The organism is Changpingibacter yushuensis (assembly GCF_014041995.1).
GTDB lineage: Bacteria > Actinomycetota > Actinomycetes > Actinomycetales > Actinomycetaceae > Changpingibacter > Changpingibacter yushuensis.
The window spans coordinates 1,446,211-1,472,109 of the sequence record NZ_CP059492.1 but is presented as its reverse complement, the minus strand read 5'-3'; the positions used below and the strand labels follow the sequence as shown (position 1 = coordinate 1,472,109).

General features: G+C 58.1%; 28 protein-coding genes. 7 read left to right on the top strand and 21 right to left on the bottom strand.

Annotated features, from left to right (window positions below; translation table 11 throughout):
* Window positions 1-197: 197 nt before the first annotated feature.
* The 3 genes from H2O17_RS06405 to H2O17_RS06395 all read left to right on the top strand — a co-directional run bounded on the left by H2O17_RS06405 (window position 198) and on the right by H2O17_RS06395 (window position 5,152).
* A complete protein-coding gene (locus H2O17_RS06405) occupies window positions 198-1,070 on the top strand; it encodes a formate/nitrite transporter family protein (RefSeq protein WP_182048932.1) in 873 nt (290 codons plus the stop codon).
* A gap of 186 nt (window positions 1,071-1,256) precedes the next feature.
* Complete coding sequence (locus tag H2O17_RS06400) at window positions 1,257-2,876, top strand: ABC-F family ATP-binding cassette domain-containing protein (protein WP_182048931.1); 1,620 nt, start codon at window positions 1,257-1,259, stop codon at window positions 2,874-2,876.
* A 50-nt stretch (window positions 2,877-2,926) separates the two neighbouring features.
* Window positions 2,927-5,152 (top strand): heavy metal translocating P-type ATPase, encoded by a 2,226-nt coding sequence (locus tag H2O17_RS06395; RefSeq protein WP_246311172.1) that lies wholly within the window; start codon window positions 2,927-2,929, stop codon window positions 5,150-5,152.
* Between the two features lie 125 nt (window positions 5,153-5,277).
* Here H2O17_RS06395 and H2O17_RS06390 read toward each other — a convergent pair whose 3' ends face one another.
* From H2O17_RS06390 to H2O17_RS06365, 6 genes are all read right to left on the bottom strand, one after another.
* A complete protein-coding gene (locus tag H2O17_RS06390; protein ID WP_182048930.1) occupies window positions 5,278-6,297 on the bottom strand; it encodes a peptidase C39 family protein in 1,020 nt (339 codons plus the stop codon).
* Window positions 6,294-7,862 carry an ATP-binding cassette domain-containing protein gene (locus H2O17_RS06385; RefSeq protein WP_246311171.1) on the bottom strand — a complete coding sequence of 523 codons (1,569 nt, stop codon included), beginning with the start codon at window positions 7,860-7,862 and terminating at the stop codon, window positions 6,294-6,296. The genes H2O17_RS06390 and H2O17_RS06385 overlap by 4 nt, the downstream gene beginning before the upstream one ends.
* A complete protein-coding gene (locus H2O17_RS06380) occupies window positions 7,859-8,692 on the bottom strand; it encodes an ABC transporter permease (RefSeq protein ID WP_182048929.1) in 834 nt (277 codons plus the stop codon). The genes H2O17_RS06385 and H2O17_RS06380 overlap by 4 nt, the downstream gene beginning before the upstream one ends.
* Window positions 8,689-9,648: an ABC transporter permease gene (locus H2O17_RS06375; protein ID WP_182048928.1), complete on the bottom strand. Its 960-nt coding sequence runs from the start codon at window positions 9,646-9,648 to the stop codon at window positions 8,689-8,691. Before H2O17_RS06375 ends, H2O17_RS06380 begins: the two co-directional genes overlap by 4 nt.
* Before the next feature lie 9 nt (window positions 9,649-9,657).
* A complete protein-coding gene (locus H2O17_RS06370) occupies window positions 9,658-11,250 on the bottom strand; it encodes an ABC transporter substrate-binding protein (protein ID WP_182048927.1) in 1,593 nt (530 codons plus the stop codon).
* A gap of 268 nt (window positions 11,251-11,518) precedes the next feature.
* A complete protein-coding gene (locus tag H2O17_RS06365; RefSeq protein ID WP_182048926.1) occupies window positions 11,519-11,821 on the bottom strand; it encodes a hypothetical protein in 303 nt (100 codons plus the stop codon).
* Window positions 11,822-11,832: 11 nt separating this feature from the next.
* Between H2O17_RS06365 and H2O17_RS06360 the strand changes: the two genes are divergently transcribed.
* Window positions 11,833-12,669 (top strand): NADP-dependent oxidoreductase, encoded by an 837-nt coding sequence (locus H2O17_RS06360; protein WP_182048925.1) that lies wholly within the window; start codon window positions 11,833-11,835, stop codon window positions 12,667-12,669.
* On the opposite strand, the gene H2O17_RS06355 is transcribed toward H2O17_RS06360, so the two are convergent.
* The 4 genes from H2O17_RS06355 to H2O17_RS06340 form a co-directional block, all read right to left on the bottom strand.
* On the bottom strand, window positions 12,644-12,796 hold the full coding sequence (locus H2O17_RS06355) for a hypothetical protein (protein WP_182048924.1): 153 nt from the start codon (window positions 12,794-12,796) through the stop codon (window positions 12,644-12,646). The genes H2O17_RS06360 and H2O17_RS06355 overlap by 26 nt on opposite strands.
* The gene (locus H2O17_RS06350) at window positions 12,793-13,344 is read right to left on the bottom strand and encodes a YybH family protein (RefSeq protein WP_182048923.1); all 552 of its coding nucleotides are present in this window, start codon (window positions 13,342-13,344) and stop codon (window positions 12,793-12,795) included. The genes H2O17_RS06355 and H2O17_RS06350 overlap by 4 nt, the downstream gene beginning before the upstream one ends.
* 193 nt (window positions 13,345-13,537) lie before the next feature.
* On the bottom strand, window positions 13,538-13,708 hold the full coding sequence (locus H2O17_RS06345) for a hypothetical protein (RefSeq protein WP_182048922.1): 171 nt from the start codon (window positions 13,706-13,708) through the stop codon (window positions 13,538-13,540).
* On the bottom strand, window positions 13,701-14,990 hold the full coding sequence (locus H2O17_RS06340) for an MFS transporter (protein WP_220456729.1): 1,290 nt from the start codon (window positions 14,988-14,990) through the stop codon (window positions 13,701-13,703). Before H2O17_RS06340 ends, H2O17_RS06345 begins: the two co-directional genes overlap by 8 nt.
* A gap of 25 nt (window positions 14,991-15,015) precedes the next feature.
* On the opposite strand from H2O17_RS06340, the gene H2O17_RS06335 reads away from it, so the two are divergent.
* The gene (locus tag H2O17_RS06335; protein ID WP_182048921.1) at window positions 15,016-15,204 is read left to right on the top strand and encodes a hypothetical protein; all 189 of its coding nucleotides are present in this window, start codon (window positions 15,016-15,018) and stop codon (window positions 15,202-15,204) included.
* A gap of 672 nt (window positions 15,205-15,876) precedes the next feature.
* Here the strand turns inward: H2O17_RS06335 and H2O17_RS06330 are convergent.
* From H2O17_RS06330 to H2O17_RS06295, 9 genes are all read right to left on the bottom strand, one after another.
* Window positions 15,877-17,139: a hypothetical protein gene (locus tag H2O17_RS06330; RefSeq protein WP_182048920.1), complete on the bottom strand. Its 1,263-nt coding sequence runs from the start codon at window positions 17,137-17,139 to the stop codon at window positions 15,877-15,879.
* Between the two features lie 9 nt (window positions 17,140-17,148).
* The gene (locus H2O17_RS06325; protein ID WP_182048919.1) at window positions 17,149-18,390 is read right to left on the bottom strand and encodes an SAVED domain-containing protein; all 1,242 of its coding nucleotides are present in this window, start codon (window positions 18,388-18,390) and stop codon (window positions 17,149-17,151) included.
* On the bottom strand, window positions 18,383-19,318 hold the full coding sequence (locus H2O17_RS06320) for an ATP-binding protein (protein WP_182048918.1): 936 nt from the start codon (window positions 19,316-19,318) through the stop codon (window positions 18,383-18,385). Before H2O17_RS06320 ends, H2O17_RS06325 begins: the two co-directional genes overlap by 8 nt.
* The gene (locus tag H2O17_RS06315) at window positions 19,315-19,827 is read right to left on the bottom strand and encodes an HORMA-1 domain-containing protein (RefSeq protein WP_182048917.1); all 513 of its coding nucleotides are present in this window, start codon (window positions 19,825-19,827) and stop codon (window positions 19,315-19,317) included. Before H2O17_RS06315 ends, H2O17_RS06320 begins: the two co-directional genes overlap by 4 nt.
* A gap of 6 nt (window positions 19,828-19,833) precedes the next feature.
* Window positions 19,834-20,793 (bottom strand): CBASS oligonucleotide cyclase, encoded by a 960-nt coding sequence (locus H2O17_RS06310; protein ID WP_182048916.1) that lies wholly within the window; start codon window positions 20,791-20,793, stop codon window positions 19,834-19,836.
* Window positions 20,794-20,987: 194 nt separating this feature from the next.
* Entirely contained in the window at window positions 20,988-21,581 is a 594-nt protein-coding gene (locus H2O17_RS06305; protein ID WP_182048915.1) for an RloB family protein, read from the bottom strand.
* Window positions 21,581-22,927 carry an AAA family ATPase gene (locus tag H2O17_RS06300; RefSeq protein WP_182048914.1) on the bottom strand — a complete coding sequence of 449 codons (1,347 nt, stop codon included), beginning with the start codon at window positions 22,925-22,927 and terminating at the stop codon, window positions 21,581-21,583. Before H2O17_RS06300 ends, H2O17_RS06305 begins: the two co-directional genes overlap by 1 nt.
* A 248-nt stretch (window positions 22,928-23,175) precedes the next feature.
* Window positions 23,176-23,517, bottom strand: a complete 342-nt coding sequence (locus tag H2O17_RS11735; protein ID WP_281363081.1) for a site-specific integrase — start codon at window positions 23,515-23,517, stop codon at window positions 23,176-23,178.
* Between the two features lie 47 nt (window positions 23,518-23,564).
* Entirely contained in the window at window positions 23,565-24,356 is a 792-nt protein-coding gene (locus H2O17_RS06295) for a tyrosine-type recombinase/integrase (protein ID WP_220456727.1), read from the bottom strand.
* A gap of 165 nt (window positions 24,357-24,521) precedes the next feature.
* Here H2O17_RS06295 and H2O17_RS06290 point away from each other — a divergent pair, with 165 nt between their 5' ends.
* Both H2O17_RS06290 and H2O17_RS11730 read left to right on the top strand, forming a co-directional pair.
* On the top strand, window positions 24,522-24,941 hold the full coding sequence (locus H2O17_RS06290; protein ID WP_182048913.1) for a hypothetical protein: 420 nt from the start codon (window positions 24,522-24,524) through the stop codon (window positions 24,939-24,941).
* Between the two features lie 15 nt (window positions 24,942-24,956).
* Entirely contained in the window at window positions 24,957-25,088 is a 132-nt protein-coding gene (locus tag H2O17_RS11730) for a hypothetical protein (RefSeq protein WP_281363041.1), read from the top strand.
* A 51-nt stretch (window positions 25,089-25,139) separates the two neighbouring features.
* Here H2O17_RS11730 and H2O17_RS06285 read toward each other — a convergent pair whose 3' ends face one another.
* Together H2O17_RS06285 and H2O17_RS06280 are read right to left on the bottom strand one after the other, a co-directional pair.
* Window positions 25,140-25,466 (bottom strand): hypothetical protein, encoded by a 327-nt coding sequence (locus H2O17_RS06285; protein WP_182048912.1) that lies wholly within the window; start codon window positions 25,464-25,466, stop codon window positions 25,140-25,142.
* Between the two features lie 202 nt (window positions 25,467-25,668).
* On the bottom strand, window positions 25,669-25,896 hold the full coding sequence (locus H2O17_RS06280; RefSeq protein ID WP_182048911.1) for a hypothetical protein: 228 nt from the start codon (window positions 25,894-25,896) through the stop codon (window positions 25,669-25,671).
* Window positions 25,897-25,899 lie beyond the last annotated feature (3 nt).

The following is a 25,899-nucleotide window of genomic DNA, read 5'->3' as shown; positions in this document are numbered from 1 at the left end:
TATTCATAGTAGGCGGGTCGGTTCGCGATCGGTAACCAGAGTGTGGGCGAACCGACGTCGTCGTCGGGACCAACCACCCACACATCACCGGGAGTTCGTCACAACACATCAAAAATGGCCACAATAGGGCGATTTCTGCGGTGTGGCGCGGATATCACCGTAGCTCAAAAACCACTCGATCTGGAAAGATTGTCTTTATGAACGCCGACGAACAGAAGCTCTTTCCCGGATCGTACTTCATCTCAAATGTCATCGACGCTGCCGAAGTAAAAGCGCAGATGAGCCGCAGGATAGTGACCGTGTACCTCATGCGTGCAGCGATGGCAGGATTCCTCATTGGAGTGTTCTACTTGGCCAACTATGCCGTCATATCGGCGTTTTCTGCCATTGACCCGGACCTCACGGGAGTTGGGAAGTTTGTTGGCGCGATCGTTTTTGGTTTCGCGCTGGTCTTCATCTACTTTTCGAAGTCTGAACTGCTCACCTCGAACATGATGATCACCACGATCACTGTGTATTTCAAAAGGATGAGGGTCCGCCGCGCAGCGCTTATCATGACGCTTTCGTGGTTCGGCAACTTTCTGGGTGGCGTGCTAGTAGCACTGTTGGTCAAGGGCTCCTCAGTGCTGGATGGTGCAACAGGCGAGGCCGTCATGCACAGCATAGATACAAAGCTTGGCTACCTTGACAGTGCCTCAGGCGTCATGGACCTCTTGGTGCGTGCTATTTTCTGCAACTTCCTCATCAATATCGCCATGCTCTTGGTGTACAACGGGTTCGTGAAGTCCGAAGGCGTCAAAGTAGTCGCCATGAATGTGGCGGTCATGCTATTCGCATTTCTTGGCTTTGAGCATTCGGTTGCCAACACTGTGTTCTTCACAACGGTCGGCATCGGCAACGGCATTGCCATCTGGCCCGCGATAGGAAATGTGTGCATTGCGCTCATCGGGAACTTCATTGGTGGCGGTCTGCTTATTGGCTGGTACTACGCGTTCATTAATGACCCAATGCGTCATCTTGGCAACGAGAGCAGCATTTCCGCACCCGCTTCCGAATCGATGGAAGGCTAATGGGATGGAAGGCTAATGAGGCTGGACCAACATGTTCAACCCTGTTAGCCTGTAACAGCTCTTGTTCCCCACGTTAGGACAGAAAATCATGTGGCTATCGGCTCCTTTCACACGCAAATAGCGCGCTGACTTCCCGATAGCCTCCGGCTCCGGCGTCAGCGCAACCACTGACTTTCAAGGAGCTTTATGTCTACTACTGTGGCGCCAGCCATTTCGCTGGCACATCTCACGTTTGTTTGGCCCGACGGAACGCCGGCGCTACGTGATCTGAGCGCGGCCCTGACTTCTGGGCATACAGGACTCATCGGTCCAAACGGAACGGGCAAAACAACGCTTTTGCGGCTCATTGCCGGAGACCTACACCCCACCTCGGGAGAGATCACGAGGACTGCTGAGGTGGGCTACCTTCCCCAAGATCTGACCTTGCGCACTGATGTCACTGTTGCACAGATGTTGGGGGTCTCTGAAAAGCTTCAGGCCCTTCATGCCATTGAATCGGGAGATTCGGACATTCGGCACTTTGATGCGCTCGATGATGACTGGAATGTTGAAGCGCGTTGCCGTTCGGCACTGGCCCGGATTGGCCTACATGATCTCGCTTTGGATCGAAGAGTAGGAACCCTCTCTGGTGGCGAGACCGTTCTTGCCGCGATCGCCGGACAACAAATCCGGGGCAACACCATTGTCTTGTTGGATGAGCCGACCAACAACCTCGACGCTGCGGCACGCACGCTTGTGTACGACGCCGTCGTCGCGTGGAAAGGCACGCTGGTGGTGGTAAGTCACGATATAGAGCTACTGAACCTTATGGACTCCACCGCGGAGCTACGCGACGGCGACCTTGTGTTCTTCGGCGGAAACTACGCAGACTATCAAGCCCACGTTGCTACAGAGCAGGAAGCCGCGGAGCGTGCACTGCGTTCCGCAGAACAGCACCTCAAGAAAGAACAGCGCCAGCGCATAGACGCTCAAACGAAGATCGCACGCAGGCAGCGCTCTGGCCGCACAGACCAAGAGAACAAGCGGATGCCCAAGATCATCATGAATGGACGCAAGCAAGATTCCGAGGTATCTGCGGGCAAACTGAAGGGACAATTGCAAGCATCGGTGGATGCGGCAAAGGCTGCGGTTGTGGAACAAGAGAAGCGTGTACGCCGCGATCCAAGCATTGCAATCGCGCTTCCGGATCCAGACGTTCCTGCCGGAAAGCGCCTAGCTGAGATATGCGATACCCGCGGGAATGGTCTGCTGATCCAAGGTCCCCAACGCATTGCACTCACGGGGGCAAACGGGATCGGTAAAACCCGCCTGCTCGAGACACTGATCCATCCTGAAGCCGGATCGCGAAGCGATCTTGACATGCGAGCATTCACGGATCGCATTGGATACCTCCCCCAGCGTCTTTCCCATGTGAATGATGCTCAGACGATCCTCAGCACAGTTCTGGCGGCTGCACCCGATGTGGCATCCGAGGAAGTGCGCGCCCAGCTGGCAAAGTTCCTCTTTCGAGGCGATGTGATCTACCGCAAAGTCGGTGAACTCTCAGGCGGGGAACGGTTTCGGGTGGCACTTGCAACTCTGCTCCTGGCCGTGCCTGCGCACCAACTACTCATTTTGGACGAACCAACAAATAATCTGGACCTGAAGAGCATCGCGGAGTTGCTTGATGCTTTCTCTGCCTATCGAGGCGGAGTCATTGTGGTCAGTCATGATGAAACCTTCCTCGAACGTTTTGGAGTCGATATTCGAGTGACGTTGGATACGGAGGGCCTCACCGTGGATCGGTTTCGGAGGTCCGTGCGTTAGGGATAAGTGAGTCGCGGCATCCGCGGCGCACGCATAGATAGGAGGGTCTTGTGAATCAGCAGAACGATCACGCAGCAGCGGATTCGCGCCATTCGGGACATATGGATCATGGAGCTATGGGCCACATGGACATGGAACACGCGCCACATGAGAAGCACGTAGCCGGCGCGCCGCATGAAGAGCACATGGCTGGCCCACGTTCGGGCCACGCCTCCGAGGTTGGCATGGACCACGGTCACATGAACCATGAGGAAATGGGCCATATGAACCATGAGGAAATGGGCCATATGAACCATGCCAACCATGTGGAACGGTTCCGACGTTTGTTCTGGATCATGTTGGTTATGGCAATACCTGTAGTTGGTTTTAGCGGGATGTTTGCCGACGTGATCGGATATAAGCTCCCAGACGCCGCGTGGGTTTCTTGGATTTCACCAGCTCTTGGCACCGTAATCTTCTTCTGGGGCGGTTGGCCGTTCCTGACTGGAGCTGTGGGTGAGCTGCGTGAGCGCAAACCAGCAATGATGACTCTGATAACGCTTGCTATATCGGTGGCTTATGTTGCTTCACTCGGAGCTTCCGTGGGGCTTCTTAGCCACCACCTTGATTTCTGGTGGGAGCTGGCACTTCTTGTTGTCATCATGCTGCTTGGGCATTGGATTGAGATGCGCTCGTTGGCGCAAACCAGCTCCGCCCTGGATTCCCTAGCGGCCCTCCTTCCTGACCAAGCTGAACGTGTCACGGGAGATACCACTGAGATGGTAGCGCCCGCAGATCTAGCGGTTGGCGACGTGGTGCTGGTGAGGCCAGGAGCCGCAATACCGGCCGATGGAAAGATCGTCACAGGCTCCGCAGCAGTCGATGAATCCATGGTGACTGGTGAGTCCACAGCCGTGCGCCGCGTACCTGGTGAAAACGTGGTGGCGGGAACTGTTGCCACGGATTCCGCACTGCGCGTGCAAGTGACCGCCGTGGGTGATGCAACCGCCTTGGCCGGAATCCAGAAACTGGTAGCAGACGCGCAAGCCTCTAGTTCGCGTGCCCAACGTCTAGCTGATCGCGCGGCGTCTTTGCTCTTTTGGTTTGCGCTGGGGGCTGCAGCAATTACCGCGATTGTGTGGACAGCGGTAGGTTCTCCCGACGCCGCCGTGATTCACGTCATCACGGTGCTCGTGATTGCCTGCCCGCACGCACTCGGCTTAGCAATACCGCTGGTGGTTTCGATCGCCACCGAGCGCGCTGCTCGCGGCGGAGTGTTGATAACGGATCGCTTGGCTCTGGAATCTATGCGAAATGTCGATGCCGTGGTGTTCGACAAAACGGGAACCCTCACCAAAGGTGCACCCACACTCAGTGACATAGAAACGCAGGAAAACTGGCGTGCCGACGAAGTACTGGCCCTCGCCGCAGCAGCTGAATCGGAAAGTGAACACCCGTTAGCACGTGCGATAGTCGCTGCTGGAAGCGCGCGTTCCCTAGCAGTACCGCCAGTCCTGAGCTTCACATCCATGCCGGCCTTGGGCGTTAGCGCCACGGTTGGAGACGCCACGGTTGAGGTCGGTGGGCCGCTTCTGCTCAAGGAGCGCGGACTCTCCGAAGTTCCGGCAACAGAGGCATGGAAGGCTGAGGGTTCGATTGTGCTCCACGTCGTCGTCGACAACAAGGTAGCTGGTGCGTTGCGATTGGCGGATGAGATCCGGCCAGAATCTCGCGAAGCCGTTTCGGCGCTACACTCCATGGGTACTGACGTCATTATGATGACGGGCGACGCCGACGCCGTCGCCCAGTCGGTAGGGCGAGAGTTGGGAATCGACCGGATCTATTCTGGCGTGCGCCCGGAGGATAAATCAGCTCGGATCGTGGAACTGAAATCCGAGGGAAAGCGCGTGGCGATGGTGGGCGACGGCGTCAACGACGCACCCGCGCTCGCGCAAGCGGATGTTGGCATCGCGATCGGTGCCGGAACCGACGTGGCTATTGGTTCAGCAGGTGTTGTTCTTGCCTCTTCCGATCCCCGCTCTGTTCTTTCCGTTGTCGAACTCTCCCGCGCTGCCTACCGCAAGATGCAGCAGAATCTGTGGTGGGCCGCCGGTTACAATGCGATCGCCGTGCCTCTGGCCGCAGGTGTGCTAGCTCCCGTCGGATTCGTTCTTCCGATGAGCGTGGGTGCCTTGCTCATGTCTGCGTCGACTGTTGTGGTTGCCTTGAACGCTCAATTGCTTCGCAAGCTGGATCTCACACCGGAGGCCAGCACGCGCCGGCTGCTCGGCGAATAGTCGGATTCTGCGGCTGGTGTGGCTGGTGGCAGGTGGCAGCTTCGTTGGGTGAAGAGGCAACGGGCTGGCGGCGCGCTAGAACTTACCGCGAGCCCAGAAGCCGGTGGGGATCCGGTCCGCTTAAGTTAGGAGCGGGTCCCCACAGTCACCATGGCCATCACATGGTCATCTCCCCAAACGGCCATCGCTTGAAGTTCGTCATCCGAAACCGGCATCGTTGAGGTTTCGATCCACGTTTCCCCGAGTTCGGAATCAATCCATGGATCGTGAACGATGACCGCGTCCGCAGTAACTGCCCACACCAGAATCCAATGCGCAGCAGTCTCGGCGTTCAAGATCTGCTCATCAATAAGCAGCGCCACTGGACCGTGCTCCGCAACATAGGTTCGGATATCCGCAACTGTGAAAGGTTCTATGCGAACGCTCGCACCCGCCTCCACGGCACGCCCCAGATTGTGGGCATGAATCGCCTCGCGAGAAGCTCCCTCCGTAAACGAACCTGAACCTTGTTCGTGGAGAAGCAAACCCGGCCGCGATACCCAGACTTCTGTTGGTATTGCGCGCATTGCCAGCGCAGCGCCCAATCCATAAGGATCTGTGCCGATTCCGTAGGTTGCATCCCGCCACACATCGATTTCGCAAGCGAACGAGTCGCCCACATCTGTGCCCATGAGGAGGCACGCCGGTCCGCAGGTGAACGGGGTGCGCTGATATAGGTACCGGGGAGCTGCACGCAGAGGCACGTGTTCGAGCCATTTTATCTGTGGCAGAGGTTGCTCAGGGTGTGTGGTTGATACTGCGTCCCCATCCACCGGTAACGCCATTCTCGAGAATCCGAGACCTGTCAGTGCTGAATCTGGGAGCCGGGCTTTAACTAAGGTTGCACCCAACGCGCGTGCCCGTTTGATCTCTTGGCGCATCAGCGCCTGTATCTGTGGGAGATCGTGCCCAAAGAAATCGATGATGCACAGCTGCTTGGTTCCGCGCCGATGAACTTCCCACAAGAAGTTCTCTTCGTGCGCGGCCAGATGAAGGATCTGCGCACCGCCGGCACTTGCCCAAAGTCGTGCCTTGTCCGGAGGCACCCCTTGCGCGCAAAGCTCATCATAAAGTCCTGATCCAGGCTTAAGTTCAACTCCGCTCATACGCTCACACGGCTTCCTGGAACGGCAGCCAAGAGGCTCGATGTGTACGGGTGGCTCGGTGCGGTCAACAGACTCTCAGTTGAACCGCTATCCACGATCTGGCCGTGTTTCATGACAACTAACCGGTCAGTGACCTGACGAACCGCTGCCAAGTCGTGAGTTATGAACAAGAGCGTGAGGCCGAGTTCCTTTTGAAGCCCGGATAACAAGGTCAGTATCTGATCTTGCACGGAGACATCCAGTGCTGAAACTGCCTCGTCGCAAATCAATATGTTGGGATTGGGTGCGAGCGCTCGAGCAATCGCCACTCGTTGACGTTCACCACCCGAGAGGTGAGCGGGATAGCGTTGACTGTAGGCCCGCGGCAACCCCACCTGATCCAGCAAGGTTGAGACGCCTTCTGGATCGAGGCCCGACGCCACCAAGGCTTCACGAATCGTGTTGCCCACAGAAATGGCGGGATTCAGAGCAGAATACGGATTCTGGAAAACGATCTGAACGGCCCTGCGTTGGTGCTGGGTCCATGCGGCCCGTGAACTGGGCTTGGCAAATCTGCCTGGTTGTGGAGGTAACTGGAGGTCTACACTTCCGCTGTCTAGAGATTCCAGCCCAACGATCGCACGAGCCAATGTGCTTTTTCCTGATCCCGACTCCCCCACTACACCAACGGCCTCGCCGTGCCGTAGCTCTAGACTGACGTGGTCCAGAGCCCTGACGTGACCAAATTCTTTGACTGCGTCCGAAACGCTGAGCCTAATCGGAGCAATCTCTTCCTTTGCACGCGGAATCGGGCGCGGGCTTGGCCCCACCACACTTGGTTCGGACGCAAGTAGTGCTCGGGTATACACAGACTTGGGAGACGAAAGAACTTCGGACACCGATCCGGCCTCTACGATATTGCCCTCTTTCATAACGACGACGTCGTCGCCATAATCACGTGCGATCCCAAGATCGTGTGTGATGAGTATCAGTGCCATGCCGTGGGCATGGCACAGGGTGTTGAGAAGGTCGAGTATCTCCCGTTGAGTGGTGACATCAAGGGCTGTGGTTGGTTCATCGGCAATGAGAATGGAGGGCTTGGGATCGAGCGCTGCGGCAATAGCAGCTCGCTGGAGCATGCCGCCGGAGAGCTGGTGCGGATATGCCCGCGCTGCCCAGTGCGGCAAACCAACGTCACCGAGATGATCAATCGTTGCGGCAGTCGCGTCGCGTCTCCTGTGTGGTTGCTGTGCAAGGATCTGCTTAGAAAGGCGGTGAGTCGGTGAAAAGGATGTGAATGGATCTTGGGGAAGCCACACAATCTCGTGGCCGCGCAGCCGTGCGAACTGGTGCGTACCGGCGGATAGGTCAAGTTGCGTGGTTCCAATCTGCACAGTGCCAGTTGCAGTAAATTCCCGTGGTAGCAACCCAGTCAGTGCCTTTGCCAGCATGGATTTGCCTGCGCCAGATTCTCCGACAACCACGAGGGTTTCCCCTGAGCTAACGGCTAGCGTGATATCTTGAACGATCGCCCGGCCCTGTCCGGTGCGCACGCCAACGTCTGTGGTGATAAGTGCGTGAGTCACGCTTCTGCCTCCTCAAGCTCGCGGTGTTCCAAGTGTTCAGCCCACCAGTCCCCTGCCAAGTTGATCGACACCGCGGCCACGATGATCAAGATGCCAGGAACGAGCGCTGCAGCCGGATTGCTGAAAAGTAGGGAGCGCGCATCCGAGAGCTGCCTGCCCCAATCAGCATCTTGTGGAGAGACGCCCAGACCCAAGAATGACAGCGAGGAGAGCGAGACCAAGGCAAATGCGATGTTGACGAAGAAGCTAGCCCACACGATGGGGAAAACGTTAGGAAGCAGGTGTTTGGCGAGGATCTGCCATGTGGGCAAACGGAGCACCCGTGCTGACTCAAGGTAAGGCTTGGGGAGTTGTTGTAGTGCCGCGGACCTAACCATGCGTACGTCAGACGGCGAGAACAAGATGATCAGTACCACAACAGTGAGCCAGTAACCTCCTCCGGCAATGCCGGCGATGACGATAGCAAGCAGCATGACCGGCAGTGCCAAGAGGATCTCAGACAAGCGGGAGACCATGGCGTCCCAGAGGCCACCCCAGTATGCCGAAGTCAGACCACCGATAATTCCAATCACCATAGAGCCTGCAGCGATAACTACTGGGCCGATAAGAGCCGAACGGGCGCCGGCAATAGATAACTGCCAGACATCACGGCCAAGTGCATCTGTTCCAAAGATATGTGGCAAACTGCCCGCTGGGGTCACGCCAACGCTAAGGTCCTGCCGAAGAGCATGTGGGGCAAGAACTCCCCCAAAAACAATCCACACAATGAAGATCGCAATGAATGCCCAGCTGAGTGCAACGGACAATGGAACACGGCGTCGTCGACTCATGACGCAATCACCTCTTGCGAGCGCGAATGGGTGCGCAGTGCAGGATTGAGCACCGCAGCCGCGAGGTCAACCAAGAACATCGCCGTTACTATGACAACCGCAACCAACATAGTGACCGCTTGCACTACGGGTACGTCCTTGAATGTGATGGAGTCGGCCAGCAGTTGGCCAATTCCAGGAAGTGCGAACGTCGTCTCAATGAGAACCGTAGATCCGAAAAGCGAAGCCAGTATGAGGCCTGACGATGTGATGATTGGTATTGCGGCATTCTTCATGTAGAGGCCCGCAATACGCTGCCTTCCGATCCCGCGAGACGTGGCAAACATGACGTAGTCTTGGCCAACTTCTCGCGCAACGGATGTGCGTGTGACTTTAATGATCATGGCGGCAGTGCCCACCGCAATCGCCAAAGATGGCAGAACCAAGTGCCACATCTGATCCCAGAATCCGTCTCCCATTCCGTACACCGGGAACCAATCAAGCATCACCGAGAACAAGTAGAGGAACACGAGTGCCAATGCGAAGCTTGGAGCGCTCACTCCCACTAGTGCCACGCCAACGATTGTTCGATCTGTCAAAGATCCGATCCGGTGCGCGGCAATGAAGCCCAGAGGAATCCCGATACCCACCGCGAAGGCAAAAGCGATCACGGTGAGCGAGATGGTTACAGGTATGCGCTGCCCCAAGACATCTGCTACGGGAACACCCGAGCGAATGGAGTCCCCAAAGTCCCCGTGGAGCACCCCCTGCAGCCACCTCCAGTACTGGGCAAAGAAAGGCTCATCGAGGTGATACTTCTGGCTGATGGCAGCGAGAGCTTCTGGGGTTGCCTTCCGAGTGCCAATAAGATTCTTCGCAAGGTCACCGGGTGCTAGATACAGAAGCGAAAATACTAAGAAGGACAACGCCAGAAGCACACCAACTGCTTGGCCAAGGCGAGTCAAGAGGTAACGCACTACAGCGGCCTATCCGATGGATGTCAGTGAGGCTGCCCATGGAGTCATGAAGAAATAGGCAGTGTAATTCTGCGGCGCTAGGTTATCGGTGAAAGCTGTGGCCGATACTCCCCACCACGCCGGCGCGTAGGCAACATCAGCTTGCGCGATCTCATTTGCCGCAATAATCGATTCCGCACGTGTCAGATCATTGAGATCAGTTGAGGACGAAGCCATGTGTGAGAAGACCTCATCGTTTTCGTACTGAGCGGGATTACCAGGATTGAGCAACCAGCCGGGTATCTCGCCCGGATCACCCGTGGTGGGTAGGTACCACATGTAGTAAAGACCGTAATCGCCTGTTCCAACCTTGGATATCCATTCCTCGATAGGAACTTCTGTGACTTCAAGATTGATACCAAGCTCTGAGAGGTTGTCTGCCAATGTCAGTGCCGCTTGTCCCAACTGCGGCCCTGAGTTCGGGTAAGTGAGCTCAAGATCGAAGCCGTTCGGAACCTTTGATTGGGCGAGTTCGGCTTTCGCTGCGGTGAGATCAAAATCGAAGGTTGTGAGTGATGACAGGAGCTCGCGTGCCTTATCCTCGCCGATGCTCGAGCCAAGTTGAGCAGGGCTTGAGAGACCCGTGGCAACCTCACCTTTTCCATGGAGCACCGTGCTGACTATCGATTCGCGATCCAAGGCGTGCGCAACTGCTTTGCGGACGTGGATATCATCAAACGGCTCAACCGATGCATCGAACGTTAGTCCCACATAGGAGCGATCTGAGACGTACTCTACGGAAGAACCGGCAATCGAATCCCAGTGCTCACTCTGATCAAGCGATATTCCGAGCGAGATGTCAGTCTCACCGGATTGTTGGGCGAGAAGCCGGGTGTTCTCATCTGGGATGAACTCGACGTCGATCTCCTTGACATCTGGAGTACCTCCCCACCACGTATCCACTGCGCGGAAAGTGACATGTGAATCAGGTTGGAATTCGACCACTTCGTAGGCTCCTGTACCCAAGATGAGGTCTGCTGACGAACCATAGGTACCGGCGTTTTCATAGAAGCTGCGGGAAGTAACCCACAAACCGCCCACAGCAGTTGGAGTCCACGCAAAGGCAACATTTGCTTCGGCAAGCGTGAAGGTAATTTCCCAATCGCCCGTTTGCTCGACGGTAAGCCCTTCGGGCCAATAGATCGACGTGGACGGTGAGCGATCAGGGTCGCGAGCGAGATCGATGGAGAACAGGATGTCGTCAACCGTAACTGGTGTGCCATCGGTGAACTTCGCGTCTTGGCGAATAGAGAACACATAGGTGGTCGCATCGGGTTGCGACCATGCCTCAGCTAAGGCCGGCACCAACTCTCCGTCAGCGTTTACACCCAACAATCCCTCGCTCGTGATTGTTGCGATCTGGTAGTTGAGACTCCCTGCTTCTTGGGCCACATCTAGGGTGGATAAAGAACCAGGTAACGCGATGGTGACGTCGTCGACGGTGTCACTGCCAGCAGAAGAGGTGGCATCTAGACCTGAGCTTGAGGAGGGTGCGCAAGCGCCAACTCCGAATGCGGTAACGGCAGCGAGTGCCAAGACGAGGCGAATTCTGGGTACAGACATGGTGAGTCCTTAGGCAGATTTGGAGTGCGTGGAAGATGAGGTAGGGCTACCGGTCTTATCCGAGGGTCGATGTCACATGTGCCGAAAGCCTAGGTGGCAGAAGCGTTTTGTTTATCGCGGCTTCGCGAGATATGCCGTGAAGCGAAGCCGCCGTCACATACAAGGACGAACACGTGGAATCTGGCAACAGGAAATTGCACCCATGGTTGTGCTGTGCACAATCGGGGCGATGCAGTTTGCTGTAGTTGCCATGCCGGAAGAATATCTACTAACCGACTCGGAAAGTAGGAGTTCTCAATATTCGAGACTCACGCCACATGTGGTTATGCCGCGTGGACTGTGCGGGATCGAGCGTCAGGATGCTCGTGATGCCGTCCTCTAGTCGCAGTGACAGTGTGAGGCCGTCGTGATGGTGGGGTTCACGTGGGTCGCCGAAGACGAGTTCGTGGAGGTATGTACGTCCGTTCTCGGGATGCTCGCGAATACAGGCTACGACCGGTTCGATGAGCGTGAGGACGACGTCGATCGTTTGCGCCCCTGTGGGCCCGAACGAGATTCCACTCAGATTCAAGGAGAATAACCATGCGAGCATTCGTGTTTGACAAGTACAAGCAGCCCGTCCACGAGGCCAATATCCCCGAGCCGACGCTCGGAGACCAAGACGTCTTGATCCGAGTGGAGGCCGCCGGGCTGTACCACCTCGACGAACGGATCGCTGTTGATCGGGCAGACGTGGCTCTCGCGCCGATGTCGATCAGTACCGTCGAGGCAGCGTCTCTGCCGCTAGTGGCACTGACCGCTTGGCAGGCATTAGTGGAGAAGGGCAACGTGCAAGCAGGCCAGAAGGTCCTCATTCACGCTGGTGCGGGCGGAGTCGGATCGATCGCGATCCAACTCGCCAAGTGCCTCGGAGCCGAGGTTGCAACAACCGTTTCGGGCAAGAACGCGGACTTCGTCCGCGAACTCAGTGCCGACGTGGTTATCGATTACCGCACGCAGGACTTCGAGGCCGAGTTATCTGGCTACGATTTTGTCCTCGATCCTCTCGGTGGTGACAACCTCATCAAGTCGCTCAAGGTTCTGGAGAGTGGCGGCAAGGCAGTCGGGATTTCCAGGCCTCCCACCCCCACTTTCGCGAAGGCCGCTGGCTTGAGTCCGGCGCTGCGGCTGGCGATCACGGCAATGAGCCGCAAGGTTCGCGCCCTTGCACGCCAACTCGGCGTTTCCTACGAGTTCTTGCTCATGCACGCCTCTGGTGACCAGTTGCGAAAAATTGCCGAACTTGTCGACGCCGGCGTCGTCCGTCCCGTCGTCGGAACCACCTTCCCATTCGAGCAGACCGTGCAAGCCCTGGCTTCTCTGGGCACAACTGGTGTCCGCGGCAAAGCCGTCATCATCGGCGCGGACCAGCCCGCATAACACTACTCTCGAAGAAGCCGCCGCTGACGCCCACCGTTTCATCACGAAGGGTCTCGGCTACGACAAGATCGACATCTTCTCCTTCTCGATGTGCGGCATGATCGCTCAGGATCTCGTCGTCGCTCATTGAGGAAGAGTCACAGCGATCTGAACGCGAATGTCTTCCAAAATCTGTTCCACTGTGCTGTCGATGTGTTGGCTGGAAGCCATCGTGAGGAACAGAATCGAGGAGACAACCCGGGCCAAGGTCGCCGCGACCTTTTCGTCTAGTCCAAGATGCTGGGCGAGAAGGGCAGCGGTGGCCTCTTCGGTCTGGGCGACAATCGCGAGCGCTTCGGCATGGTGAGGTTCGGCCGAGTCACCGAACACCGAGCCCACACCGTTGGATGTGGTGGTGACAGAGGTGAACTCAAAAGCGATCGTGTCTTTTGCTCCGTGGGCGGCGTGCGCAGTGAACGCGATCGAGCCCAGGTTGGTGAAGATCTCCTCCCACGCAGCGCGGATCGCGGATCGCCCGATCACGGGCGGTGTCCCGTGTGGGTCGGCACGGGTGGCATCGGGCGCAAACAGCGCGGCGATCCGTTCCGGGTCGCGCGCATTGAGGGCGCTCTGGTAGTTCGTGACGGTCTGTTCGAGTCTTGCTCGTGATGGTGTCAGATCTGAGGATGTCGGCATGGTTGTTCTTTCTTTCTTTCTTGCGGTGGATGAGGGCAGGATCACACGAGAATGACGGGTTTAATGACGTCGATTGTGCAGGTCGCGACGGCCATCACCTAGGTGACGGCGTCGTACGGCCCGAGTCCGGGGTCAGGTTCGGGTAGTTCCATCCATCCGGCGTGGTCCTTCTCGCGCAGGACGAATCCGCGCGTTAGAGGTTGTGCTTTGTCTCGTTGTTGGCTGCGGTCGCGTGCGGACGTTTCAGGCGCGCCCAGACCCGCCCGAACAGAACATCGACGTTCAGTGACGCCAGTTGCGGGGCGAAGTCTCCCAGTAACTGCTGTGCTGAGGTCAGTTCCGGATTTAGGGGCGAGTCAGACATCAAGGGTTCCTACCTGTTGTGAGCGGTCGGGGTTTGACCGGCCGCTCTTCGAGAGTGCCAGGGTGCGAGCTCCGGAGCGTGACTCCCCGCGGGGTCGACGACGGGTGATGGTGAGCGCGGCAGTGAGCGCGGCGACGGTGACGAGGACCGCGTAGCCGGTGGCGATGTCGGAGACCTCTACCGTCTTGGCGAGCTGGCAGGCGATCAGGCTGGGAACTGCCGCACCGCTGTAGGAAATGAGATAGACGGTCGCCATCAATCCGGCGCGATCGGCCGCCGCAGTGCACTGCAGCAGTGTCGCCAGACCTGCGGCGCTGACAGCGCCCAGAGCGATTCCCGCCAGGAAGCTAGCAGCAAGGAACGGGCCGATGACCCCAACATGCAACGCGAGCACAGCGATCAGCGCCGCCACGACAAACACGCCAAGACCTGCCCGCAACGCAGTAGCTTTGCGCGCCCCGCCCGCAAGGAGCCCGCCGAGAGGGCTGAGGACCACCACGGAGGAGAACACGACCGCAATCACGAGGGGGTTGCTGGTGCCGAGGTGGTCGACGGTGATTGCTGGCGAAAAGGCCTGATAGAACCCGGAGAATGACCACGTTGTAACCTGCGCCGCACCCACCGCGAATAGCAACCGGCCTCGACCCTCCGGCACATGCACGCGTGGTACGAGGGACCGCATCGCTCCGGCACGGCGCACCACGGTCTCCCGCGAGAACATGAGCAACACAGCAAGGAGGACCAGCACGGCGGCAGTGAGCTGGAACATCAGCGTACGGGAGGCCGGCCCGTACTCCGCGAGTGCGCCGGAAAGCATCGCGCCGACCGGAAGCGCGAACGGTGGCACCGTCCCGGTCAGGAACGCAGGCAGCCACCCCGGGCTGGCGGGGGCTAGATCGATCACCCACGACGCGAGGGCGGTGGACGCCATTCCGCAGGCGGCCCCCTGCAAGCACCTGCCTAGGATCAGGATGGGAAGGGTGTGCATGTTCATCAGAACCACTAGCGCGCAGGTCGCGATGAGCACCGCCGCAATCCCGACCCGTTTGCGACCCAGATGATCCGACAGACGCCCAAGCATCAGCAGCGACAAAGCGGTCGCCGCCAGATATGCGACGGTAGTGATCGCCAGATCGGTGTCGGTGATGTTGTACTCCACGCGATACCGCGCGTAAAGCGGAATCGGTGTCCCTGACGCAAGGAACACTGCCGCCAAAGCGACAGCACCCGACGCAAACCCGGCAGAACGGGATAGTGCCCGCCGCTGGCCTCCAACCATCATTTCCTACTTTCTGTTGTACACGGGGATGCCCCTGCCCTTGCCGTTGTCGTTTGCCGCAGCCCCCCCAACGCTTTCATATGGCCAGAAGGTTCCCGTGGTCGCCGAGCTGCTGCGTAGTCCTCGCCGGGTTGAGGGCGGTCGTGACAACCTGGTGGGCGGCATTGAGGGCTTTGCGGGCAATCTGGGTGCCCAGTCAGCGGCCAACCCCGGTTAGCACATCGACTTTGCTCATAAGAATGGGTTTCCCTAGCTCTATCACGTGGGAGACGATGTTGCTCGAGTTCCATAGTGATGCGATATAGCCGGCCTGTGCAGGGGAAAGATTTATACTGTGAGCGTTTGCTCCGCCTCACCTGCCAGCTCGGTGGTGAAAGACTGCTGCAATGACAGATGACGGAGCTAGACGCGTTCTTGAGGGCTTTCCGCAACAGGCAGACGTCTCGCCAGGTCGGGATGATCGACGTCGAAGGTTCTCGGCGTTTGATCGGACTACGGCCTGAAGCTGCCTCATGACCAAAGCGATCAAGAGACGCCGAGACTCCAGAAACGACGAAGTCCCGGAAACCCTTGAGTTCCCGGGACTTTCTAGTCGGGATGACAGGATTTGAACCTGCGACCCCTTGACCCCCAGGTAGACGGTTCAGCCCAGATCCTTGATTTTCCGGGCATCTCTACCCCTCAAACTGCCCCATTTCAGGTCATGGATTGCATGGTTTGCTTGCATCAGGTCCCGGCTCTTGGTAGGTCTCCGCACCTTCGGCCGGGGTTTACGTGGGGTTTATGGAAGGGTCGCGAGCTCCCCTCCTTGTCAGGTAGGACCGCTGTCCCTACTCTCAGGTCACCGTCAGTGTCACAGCGTGTTCTCCCGAAGGCAGTGTCCAAGCCTCTAGTCGCTCCCTCGGAGATACCGCTTCCCCGCAACGATGTACGCATGTATTTGCTGCGGCGACGTAGTAATAGATCCCTCTCCGCGGCGACGGACAATACTGAAAAACGCGCCCTCAATCTTGCCTTCGACTATCGCGCCGTGTACGAGGTATGGTTGCATCTCTTTGGATTGCCTGGGGACAAAGATTGCAAGCACGCTGTCGGTGTTGGTTACCGGGAACTTCTCGATTACCAAACCATCAACTGGCGGCACGATCCGTGCATCCAACAGATCCTGAATCTGCTGAATGTTGAATACAGTATCGACGACGGGTGTGACGCTCCCGATCACATTTCCGCTGCCAGACGCTTCCCTGTAACCGATGATGAGGATCGCATCGACATCTCCGTTAGCAAAGCGAGCAACGTCTTGTGCGAGCTCAACCTTTGCTCGTTTGCCAGTGTCGCCGGGGGCAGAGATCTGATGCATCTGAGTCTTTACTTCGAGATAGTTGGACTCTTCCTCCCCGATGAGCGCCTTGAAGTGCCCACCGCGCAGAAGGTTTAGCAAGTCGGTAGCGTCGAGCGGCCCGTCCTGTGTTGCCGTTACGAAGTCTGCGATCGCGGCGGCACCTTCCATAAGGACCGACATGGCGTTGGCAGGATCAGTAGCTACATAGATAACTACGTCGTGCGCGGTCACGGCCAAGGTCTCGATGGTTTCCTGTCGGAAGCGCTTGTCCCACTCGCCATCTCCATTCCACTGAGCGAGCCTGTCTTCTGGCTTTTCACCGTCAGGCAGCAGAAACTCCACCTCCGTGATGTGACACTCGTAGGCAGCGGCAATGCTCGCCAGCTCGGCCGCAATCTCCTGCGGATTCTTCTCCGGCTGGGTCGGGTAACGCTGCTTGATCACCGCAACGATCGATTCATCTCTGATGTCGACGTCGTATCTCTTCTCAATGTCCCAGATGTCTTCGTCGACGGGAGGGCTTGTCCGGTCCACGATAAGCATCGTGCCGTAGCAGTTGTCGTTGATGGCTCTGCCAAGACTGCCGACATTGGCGAGCCGAAGCTGGGACTCGGCTGCGACCAGCGGTCCATGCTTAATGCGCTCGATGGTCCAAGTTCCTTTATCGATGCCGAGGCTTCGTGACCGGTCCATGACTTCGCCTGTGACCTCGGAAGGGAGCAATCGCATCTCGTTGCCTTCTTCGTCATAGGCGATGACATACACATCGACGCCCACAGGTTGTAGTGCGGATTCTTCGGGGTTAACCATGAGTGTCAGTTAACTTGTGAATGTTGCCGCAGGCACGTATAGCGCGGTCGAGGTGTCGTACTCGTAAGTTGTGATGGGCGGTAACGTGGCGATGGCAGTTCCGAGCAAGAAGGCGAAGCCTGCTGGCCCTGCAATGAAAATATGGATCGAATCGATGCCACTCACCTGAGAACGAACGTTGCGGATCGCATCAACGGTCAGATGAACGAGAGAAGCCACCTCGTCCGGGGCAACTGGCATAGCTCGTGTGTTGCGCCCTGCGGGCGATCCAATTGTTAGAACCGCGCGCCACGCAGGTAAGACCGAGCGACTCCGAGCGAAGGCTTCAGATACATCGTCGCTGATGTTGACACAAACAGCGAGAGCGTTAGCAGACGTATCCCTGTATACGGGTCGAGAGGCCTTCCAACCGCGTTGATCTGCGATCGAGGCGTCAGTGGCGTCAGATACTCTCCAGGGTGTCGTCGTGTGGCCATCGGGCTGGCGTTGTAACCAGGCGGGGCTCCGACCGTCTCTGCCTGAGTAGGTAGAGCCAAGGAGCATGGCTGTCGGAACGGACGGGGTCCCAATTAGGTGCAGATCAGTGACAGGCTCCGTGAGCTGCTTTAATGCCGCCGCAATATCGTGCGCTGATTCGGACATAGTTGTCCAGTCTTCGCTGCGCGGGGATGCGTCTTTGAAGTGTCTGGTCCAATCGACCGCTAGGTCCACACCTGATGGAGCGACCATCGTGCCCTTCGCATGGACCACCACCTGAGCAACCCGTGGCGACGGCGTTGCCTCCGAGATCTTCCTGATCCTTTGTTTCAAAGCGGCGTTAGCGATCTGGGAGATATCACTCATCGAAGCCCACGGCGCAGCCACCTTGGTGAGATTCCAGGTGCTAAGGTCTTCCACACCGAGAGTGTCGGCAAAGAGGTCCGAGACGTCGTCGTATTTCAGACGATTGGCAAGAACGATGACGAGCCAGAAGTTGCTATCGCGTCGGTAACGACGAACAGCCTCTGGAACCTCAACGTCCCTAATGATTGGGCTGTCTTTCGCGTCGGGAGTGAGCCAAAGGATCGCACCGGAGGTTTTGTCGTCATTGAGGACGGCGCGAATTGTTGCCTCGGTTGGCTCATTTGGAAGGTTGTCTACGTCTCGCCAACTCGGGATACCTCGGTCACCGAGCGTCTGAACGAGCGCGGTTGTCTCTCGCAGTCGTTTTCTGCGGTAGGAAAGGAATACGGGGCCGCGCGGATCAGCCATTGTTCGCTCCAAATGGGCGCGTGGGAACGAACGACGCTGCAGCTGCGCTAAGGGCCTCTGCAGTGATGGGCGTGTCGTTACCGTAGGCGTTAAGGACGAGGTCAGGCACGAACCGTTGTCTGAGGTCAGAGTATGTGGCACCCCATCCTCGTTCAGCGTTGGATCCAAGCAGTCGTGCGGCTTCGTCGATTGTGGTTGGGGTGATGTTTGTCCCGGCGAGGGCTTGGGTGAGGACATGCGCTCGTTGTTCCTCAGACGGGCGTTCGAAGGTAAATACATGAGCCGCGCGTCGCGCTATTGCGGGATCGAGTGCGTCGGATCGGTTCGTGCACATGATGGTGAGGACGGGGAGTTTGTCTCGGCGAAGACTGTCAATGGCACGGATGAGTGCGTTGACGCCAGCACGATCCTCGTGGTGCATCTGTGCGAGCTCACGGGATTGAGCGATGGCGTCGGCTTCGTCGATGAGGAGGATTGCGGCGCTGCGGACCTTTCCCTTGCTATCGCGTGCTTGGCCAAGCGAGGATCTGACATGCTCGAAAGCTTGGGTGATGAGGGTGCTCATTTCACCGACAAGGCCTCGCCCACGCGCGTTCAGGCTGAGTGGGTAAAGGGAGAGCATTGGGAGTTTCAGGGAGCGGGCGATTGGATCTCCGACAGATTCGGCGAGTTCCGTCTTGCCCGTTCCGACGTCTCCGGCGAGAACGATTAGGGGGGTGCGCTCCTCGACGGCATGAACTGCATTGAGGGTGGACCGGTGATGCTTCACGCTCCAGCATTCGAGCACCTCGGGGTTGATCAGAACGCTCGCTTCGTTCACGAGTCGCTGTTTGATCTGGTCGATGCCAACGAGGGCGTCAAAGCGCTCTCGAGCTGACGGATCTGGGTATTCGAGGACGTTGCCGAAGAGTTCACTGTTGGCGGTCATGATGGGCGGAAGGTCTTTCGTTCGATTGCAACGCCAGCGCTGCTATATGTGCGGTCGGTGTGCCAGTATCCGCTGCCGTCGCCTGGAAGGTCGCCGGTACTTCGACTAACGGGGTGTTTGGCCTTGATTGTGCTCTTCTCGGACGCGGTGAGGGTAAACCATGCTGGGGTGTACGACATGAAGTTGAAATGTATCGCCCCGGCAACGTTGGCTCGTGCGTAGATTCCGCCGCTGCAATCATCGGTGCCGCCGACCAGGTCTCCGCTTGCGTTGACTCGGTATTGCCAGGAGATGATGCGTTGGTCTTTCTTCTTGAATCCGAACTCGTATTCCTTCACGTACCCACCGGCAAGCATCACAATGAGCTCTTCTTGGTAGTTCACGATCTGTGCTTCGGAGGGCTCACCATAGAAGTTTCGACACTGGTACATGTCGCTGACGACCTTGGAGGCAAGGTGCTTGGCATGGGTAAGCGTAAACGTTTGACTGGTGGAGTAGGAACTGGTCATTGGCGTCTATCCTTTGAAGGTGGGACCAAGGAGTTCTTGCCAGTCATCGACTGCGCGACCTTTGGTCGTTGCAAAACGAGCATCGGTGAGAGCGTCGTACGCGGACCCAGCCGCATCGAGAATCTTGTCTCGTCCGAAGTTGTCGTACCGGCTCGCGACGTTGTTCTCCGGGTTCACGGGATCGAGAATCTCAATGGGATTAGATCCGCGAGTCGGGAACGTGGACGTATAGTCGGTGAATGTCACCCGTTCTTCGAGCCCAGTTTTCACAATCCACTCAAAGAAGGTTTCCAGAGCTCTCGGGTAATCGGTAAGCTGCACGCCTTCATCTGCGAGATGAGCCCAGATCAGCTCAATCATGAAGGACTTGAATCTGAAGTCGGGATCGGTTCGCGTGACGATCTGGCGCTTCCACCATTTGGTTATGCGGATGAGTTCCAGAAATTCCAGGCCATACGTCTTGCGCCGGTTTGCGATGAAGTCGAGGTGAAGCCGTGTACTCGTCTTCAGTCTGTCTCCAGTGTGCTTCTTGATGAGATAACCCACATCATTGGCTTCGCCTTCGTAAAGCACCGGAACAACATCGACATCGAGGCCAGATCCGCGATAGTGAACCGTGACGCAGTGTGTCTGCTCTTCGAATTGGTCACGATCCATGTTCGTGGTGGCCTCGTAGAGACGATCCGCCAGCCACGGGACGAGTTCTGAATCGTCTTCCGGAGCTTCTGCCGCTTTGACATACACGGCAAGATCAAGATCGTTGACGCTCTTAAGCGCTGTGCTCTTTGCAACGCTCCCGGCATGGAGACTCTTGACAAGGCCGTATGCAGGATCGGCGGCGATCTTTGCAGCAAGGCGATCTCGGAGTCCGTTAACTTGACTACGGTGCTTGACCGCGTCAGTGTGGGGCAGATTGATCCGCTCAGCAGCGAACGCAGCAATCTGCGCGTGGGTTATTTCTGTCATTATTTCCTCTTGAGTCCTAGTGGTTTCCGCAGATTCGTATCGACGTCGCGTCCGACGCGATGGAAAAAGATACTCGCGCTGCGATGCCAGGGCATGTTGGCGCACCGACATGAATGGGCAGAGGCTCGTCGCCAGGCAAGCACCAAACTGTTCGCGTTGACTTCTGGCAGCACTTCTCTGTCACTACCATCGGTTCAAGCCCCTTGCATAAGCTCTACGAGGATCGGCATCGCCGACGACGGGTTCGGCCCTTTGCGCCCTGGCCGCATCTCAGGATCAATCGCTCGAGCCGTAACACTTGCGCTGTGCACCTGATGGAACGGGAACGACTGCGAGAGGATCTTGCCTTTGACGAGACCGAGCCTGGCAACAAGATCGTCAAGCTGCGTCGAGGTGAGCACCGAGCGCTTGTCCTCAACGTGCCATCGCAGCCATGCCTCGAACTTGAGGTTCGAAACCAGAAGCCGTATCTCCTCTCGTTCAGCTAATTGAACGGCCGCAGGCAACGTCTGGTGTTCATCGACGTCGACCAGACACACGCTCTCGTCATAGCCCTTGTCGTTCTGTGCCGCTTCGTCCCTCTTCTCAACGCACTTCTGCACGACTTTCAGCGGGTCCTTGCCCACCGAAACGGGCTTGACGATAGCCGTAGCGCCCTTACTTCGCAGGTAGCGGTTCAATCCCTCAACATATTGGGGCTCGGTGCGGGTTCCTTCCGTGACGACAAGGATGCGTCGTGCAGGTTGCCGATGCGGCCTGGTGGGGCGTCGACGTTGTCTGCCCGCCACTATTGCTGCACCTCTCCGGTATCAACGAGAGCGGCGAACAGGCTCGGCGAGAGCCTCGGGGTTCCGCCGTATCGTCCTGTGAGGTAGCGCTTTGCAACGTTGGCGTCGGGGTGCTTGGGGAAGTCGGCCAGGCAGGCCAGCTCGGTCACTCCTTCGTTAGTTTTGTCGGTAAGCCAGATCTGTTCTGGTTCCAGGCGGACCTCGCTTAGTGGTGAGAGGACATATGACTCGTGGCTGGTGAAGATGAGCTGCGCGTGGTGTGCGTTGACAAGTGGGTCTGCGAACGCGCCGAGGAGCACCTCTAGCAGATGTGGGTGCAGGCTTGCATCGATCTCATCTACCAAGAGCAGCCCACCTCCACGGAGTGCTTCTAGCGCAGGTACTGCGATCGCGAGCCAAGCGATGGTTCCATCGCTCTCCTCTTCTACGGAGAATGGCGGGCAGTCGTCAGCGGTTCCCTGGTGAGTGAGGAGAAGACGCCGTACAACCTGTTCGAGTTCATCGACTTCGAGTTCCTCTTGCTCTTCGTCTCCGTCGTCCTGGCCTTCGCCGCTAGCGTCTTCGTCGTGCTCTTCGCGCAAGTCGCGTTCGAACCGAAGGACTGCCCGGCGGATCCGTTCCGGAATGTTTGTTTCCTCGATATCAACCTTCATGACACCGATATCCGCAACTTGAAGCAATGCTTCGAGGTCAGCGAACGTCACGTCGCCATCTGCTAGCGAGTCCGCGAGGCTCCTCAAACGAGCCGTCCGGTGCGAGTCCTTCACTAGAACGATGTCGAAGCTCTCGACAAGGTCATGAGCGAAGGCGTGGATTGCTGAGTCTCTCAGCAAGAGTGCGCGGCTGAGAACGAGTTCTCGGGGCGTCACCTCGATCTTGGAGCCAAGGCGCTGATGGAACGTGAACACGTTCTCTTCGCGATCGCGCTCCAGCAGGGTGCGCCAACGCGAGCTAGGAACGTCACGTAGCCACTCGCGTTTGATTCCATCCCGATCAACCTCGAAGCCGTACATGTAACGGCGTCCGTCGTGGACAAGATCAAGCTCGTAGAGGCTCGTTGAAGTCTGCGAGTTCCCGTCAAGCTTGAAAGGTGCGCGCCGCATGGACTTCGCCTCCTGCCACACGGTGGCAGATTGCCTGATCGCGGTGAAGGCGTAGCGGAACGCGTCCAGAACTGCGGACTTGCCGGTTGCATTGCCCCCGAAGATCCCAGCGAGCGGGTAGCTCGCCGCGCTCCAGTCGCCATCCTTCGGCTGGAGAGTCTTCAGCGTAGGGCGCGTGAGATCGACCGCGACCTCGTCGCGGATGCTCTTATGGTTGCGCACAGTGAAGCTCAGTAGGATCATGTAGCCATGATAGCACCGAACGCTCCGTATTTTACGTTTTTCGAGTGAATCGGATGGCTCATCAAAACTGTTCCGGCCTTAGCGTTTCGATGAGGCGTGCTTGCAGCGGGTTACATGACCAGCCATCGTGACCCGTCGGCCTCATACGGACTGCCCCGGTCCGCCGAAGCCTCCTCCTAACTCTCTACAGATGACACCCATCTGTAGAGAGTTAAGAGGGCAAAGAGCTGACTGCCTCGCGGCTGCGATCAGCTCGCCTTCCCAAGGGCATTCTCCAAGAACTCTGCCGTGATCGGGTCCACGGTCTCGTTGCGGCGTATGTAGTGCTCTCTCGTGATGGAGGGGTCGCTGTGACCGAGGAGTTCGGAGGCGAGTTGCAGTCCTCCGATCTCGTTAATCGCGGTCGCGGCGGTGCGGCGGAACCGGTGCGGGGTCACGTCCGCGACCCGGCCTTGTCCATCACGTCCCTGAGCTGCCTGCGGATGTTGTTGGCCGTGTGCGGTGTCCCGACGCGGGTCGCGAACAGCAGTGCATCCGGGTGCGGGAAGCGGATCTTCTTGAGACGTGCCTGGACCGCCTGGAGTGCGAATCCCGGCAGGGCGACTCGGCGAACGGAGCGAGCAGTCTTGGGGTGGTCCTAGCGGTGCGTGGGTTCACCCTTTCGGCTGATGATCGTTCCAGAGATGCGCACCGAGGGGATCGGGACCGCAAGGTCGAGGTCTCCGACGCGGATCGCAAGGAACTCGCCGATGCGTGCTGAGGTACCGAGCATGACTTCCACGATCTGCCCGAGTTGCCCGTCCGGTTTCGGCCCTGCCTTGATCGGTCGCTGTTCCCAGGCGCTGATGCCAGTGCGGATCGCTTCGAGCTCGCCCCAGGTGAACACGTCCGGGGTGCGAGTGGGGCGACGGAGCCGGGAGACATGATCCATCGGGTTGCGAGGGATGATCTCATGGCGCACAGTAAGTCCGAGCGCGAGCCGCAGGACGACTCGGGCTTGGCGTGCTCGGTTGTAGCTCTTCTTCGCAAGTTGCTTGAGGAAGTAGTCGCAGCGGGCCACCCCGATCTCCCTCAGCGTGACCTCCTTGAAAAAGGACAGGACGAGGGTCCGCATGTTGCGCTCATAGAGCAGCCTTGTCGTACGCGAGAGCCGGTCTTCAAGGTCCATGTCTTCGAGCCAATACGACACCAGCGCAGGGAAGGAGCTGTCGGCGCTCATCCCGGAGAACCCAGGGTTGAACAGATCCCGTTCGGAGAGCTTCTTCTTCAACTCGCGTTCTGCGGTGGGTCTGGTCGCGCCAGTGACCTGGACGTGTCTGCTCTTACCATCCCAGTCCCGGTACCGGGTCCGAGCGACGCACCGTCCGCCGTCGGTGCGCCGGGTGCTTACGACGCCAAAAGCTCCGATTGGGGTGCGAGGTCTAGCCACGGCTGGCCACCTCCGGCGTGGAATTCATGCGGAAGAGGACGGCTTGGTGGTCGTTATTGAGCTGTTGGCACATCCGTCCAGTCTGTCGAGAGAGACTGCTCACCCTCGTAAGGTGCCTTGATTCTGAAGGGTTGTCTTCGAAACACTGGCAGTAGCGTTTCTCTAATGGAAGTGGATCTTGAGGCGATGTACCGAATCCGTCTGCGCTCGCTCATGTGGGCAGCAGGCTTGTTGAAGGAGCTGCGCCATTCTCGTGACGTCGAGGCTGTGGCAGTGGCAGCGAACTGGGGACTCTATGCTGTGTACGACCTCTTCGAGGCCTACATCGTTATCAAGGGCATCCAGAAGAACATGACGCAAGACGATGCTCTGTTCGAGTCAACCTCGGGCGAGGTAGTCGGGGGGCTGATGTTCGTGCGTGGCGAGAAGACACATCGCGCGAGACGCGTTGATGCTCCCAGCCCGTTTAAGGATCTCCCATACGACTTCGCTGATCTCACCGACTGGACGTGGTCCAAGCTCACGGCAATGCCGACCGACCCTCGTTACGCTCGGCGAGCGGAGTGGTACAAGGGGCACGTCTAGGATCGCCCGTTATGGGTGCCACTTGAATCTGCGGAGTATTGGTTCCTCGCCAACTGGCCTGCGGAAGTCCCTCGCTCCGAGATCATTGAAACGTCCGACTGGGTGGAGGGTGTGCGCCCGTTCTATGACTCAATGTCCGACAAGTAAGTTGCGGACTAGAAAGTGACGACAAATACTGCCGCGCTACACAGGCCTGGGTTATCTGGAGCCTCTGTGTGACCGCATCTCACGTGCCCGTGCGCGAGCGAGCAGTACGAGGCTCCACGGTCCAAAGAAGAAGAACTTCAGCGCATTCCATAGGGCGAGGAAGAACACGAGGTAGAGCCATTTGCTCCAGCCCTGCTCGATGAGCCCGGTGCAGGTGACTGCGATCAGCAGGTGGACGACGCCGAGGAGCATCGCGGGGATTCCCCATTTCAGGCCGCGTCGGGTGCGCAGCTTGTCGAGGAGGATGTTGGTGGGCATCCAATGGCGCAGGAAGATGCGGGTGTGGATGCTGGCGTTCCAGAGCCGGTTCAGGAGCATGATGTGGGCCTCACTTTCGCACGCAGGACTATCGCAGTGTGGCCGGTCCTGAGTGGTTGAATACCCGAGACGCGTCTCGAACGGTCTGCCTCACCCCAGCTTGCGGGGATCGGCGCGTGGTTGCTCCTGCCACCATCAGGCTACCCACCGCTCCAGCAAGAAGGAAGGCCTCAAGAACCGAGGCGCTTTTACGTCGTGGTCTCTAGAGCCTGCGCTCATTCCGCCGCTGCGCGACCTCCCGGACTTGATCGCCTGCAACTTGGTTCAAGCGTGCGAGTGCGGCGCGGGTGCGTTCGTAGTCGAGGCGTTGCGCGTCATCGGCGGGCACCTGTCCGAGAGCGCTTGTCGAGGTGAAGCCCCAGCGGTCACGGTATGCGGCGACCGCGCGAACCATCTGTTTCCGGGTCTCGTGGTCGAGGTCTCCGAGCATGGC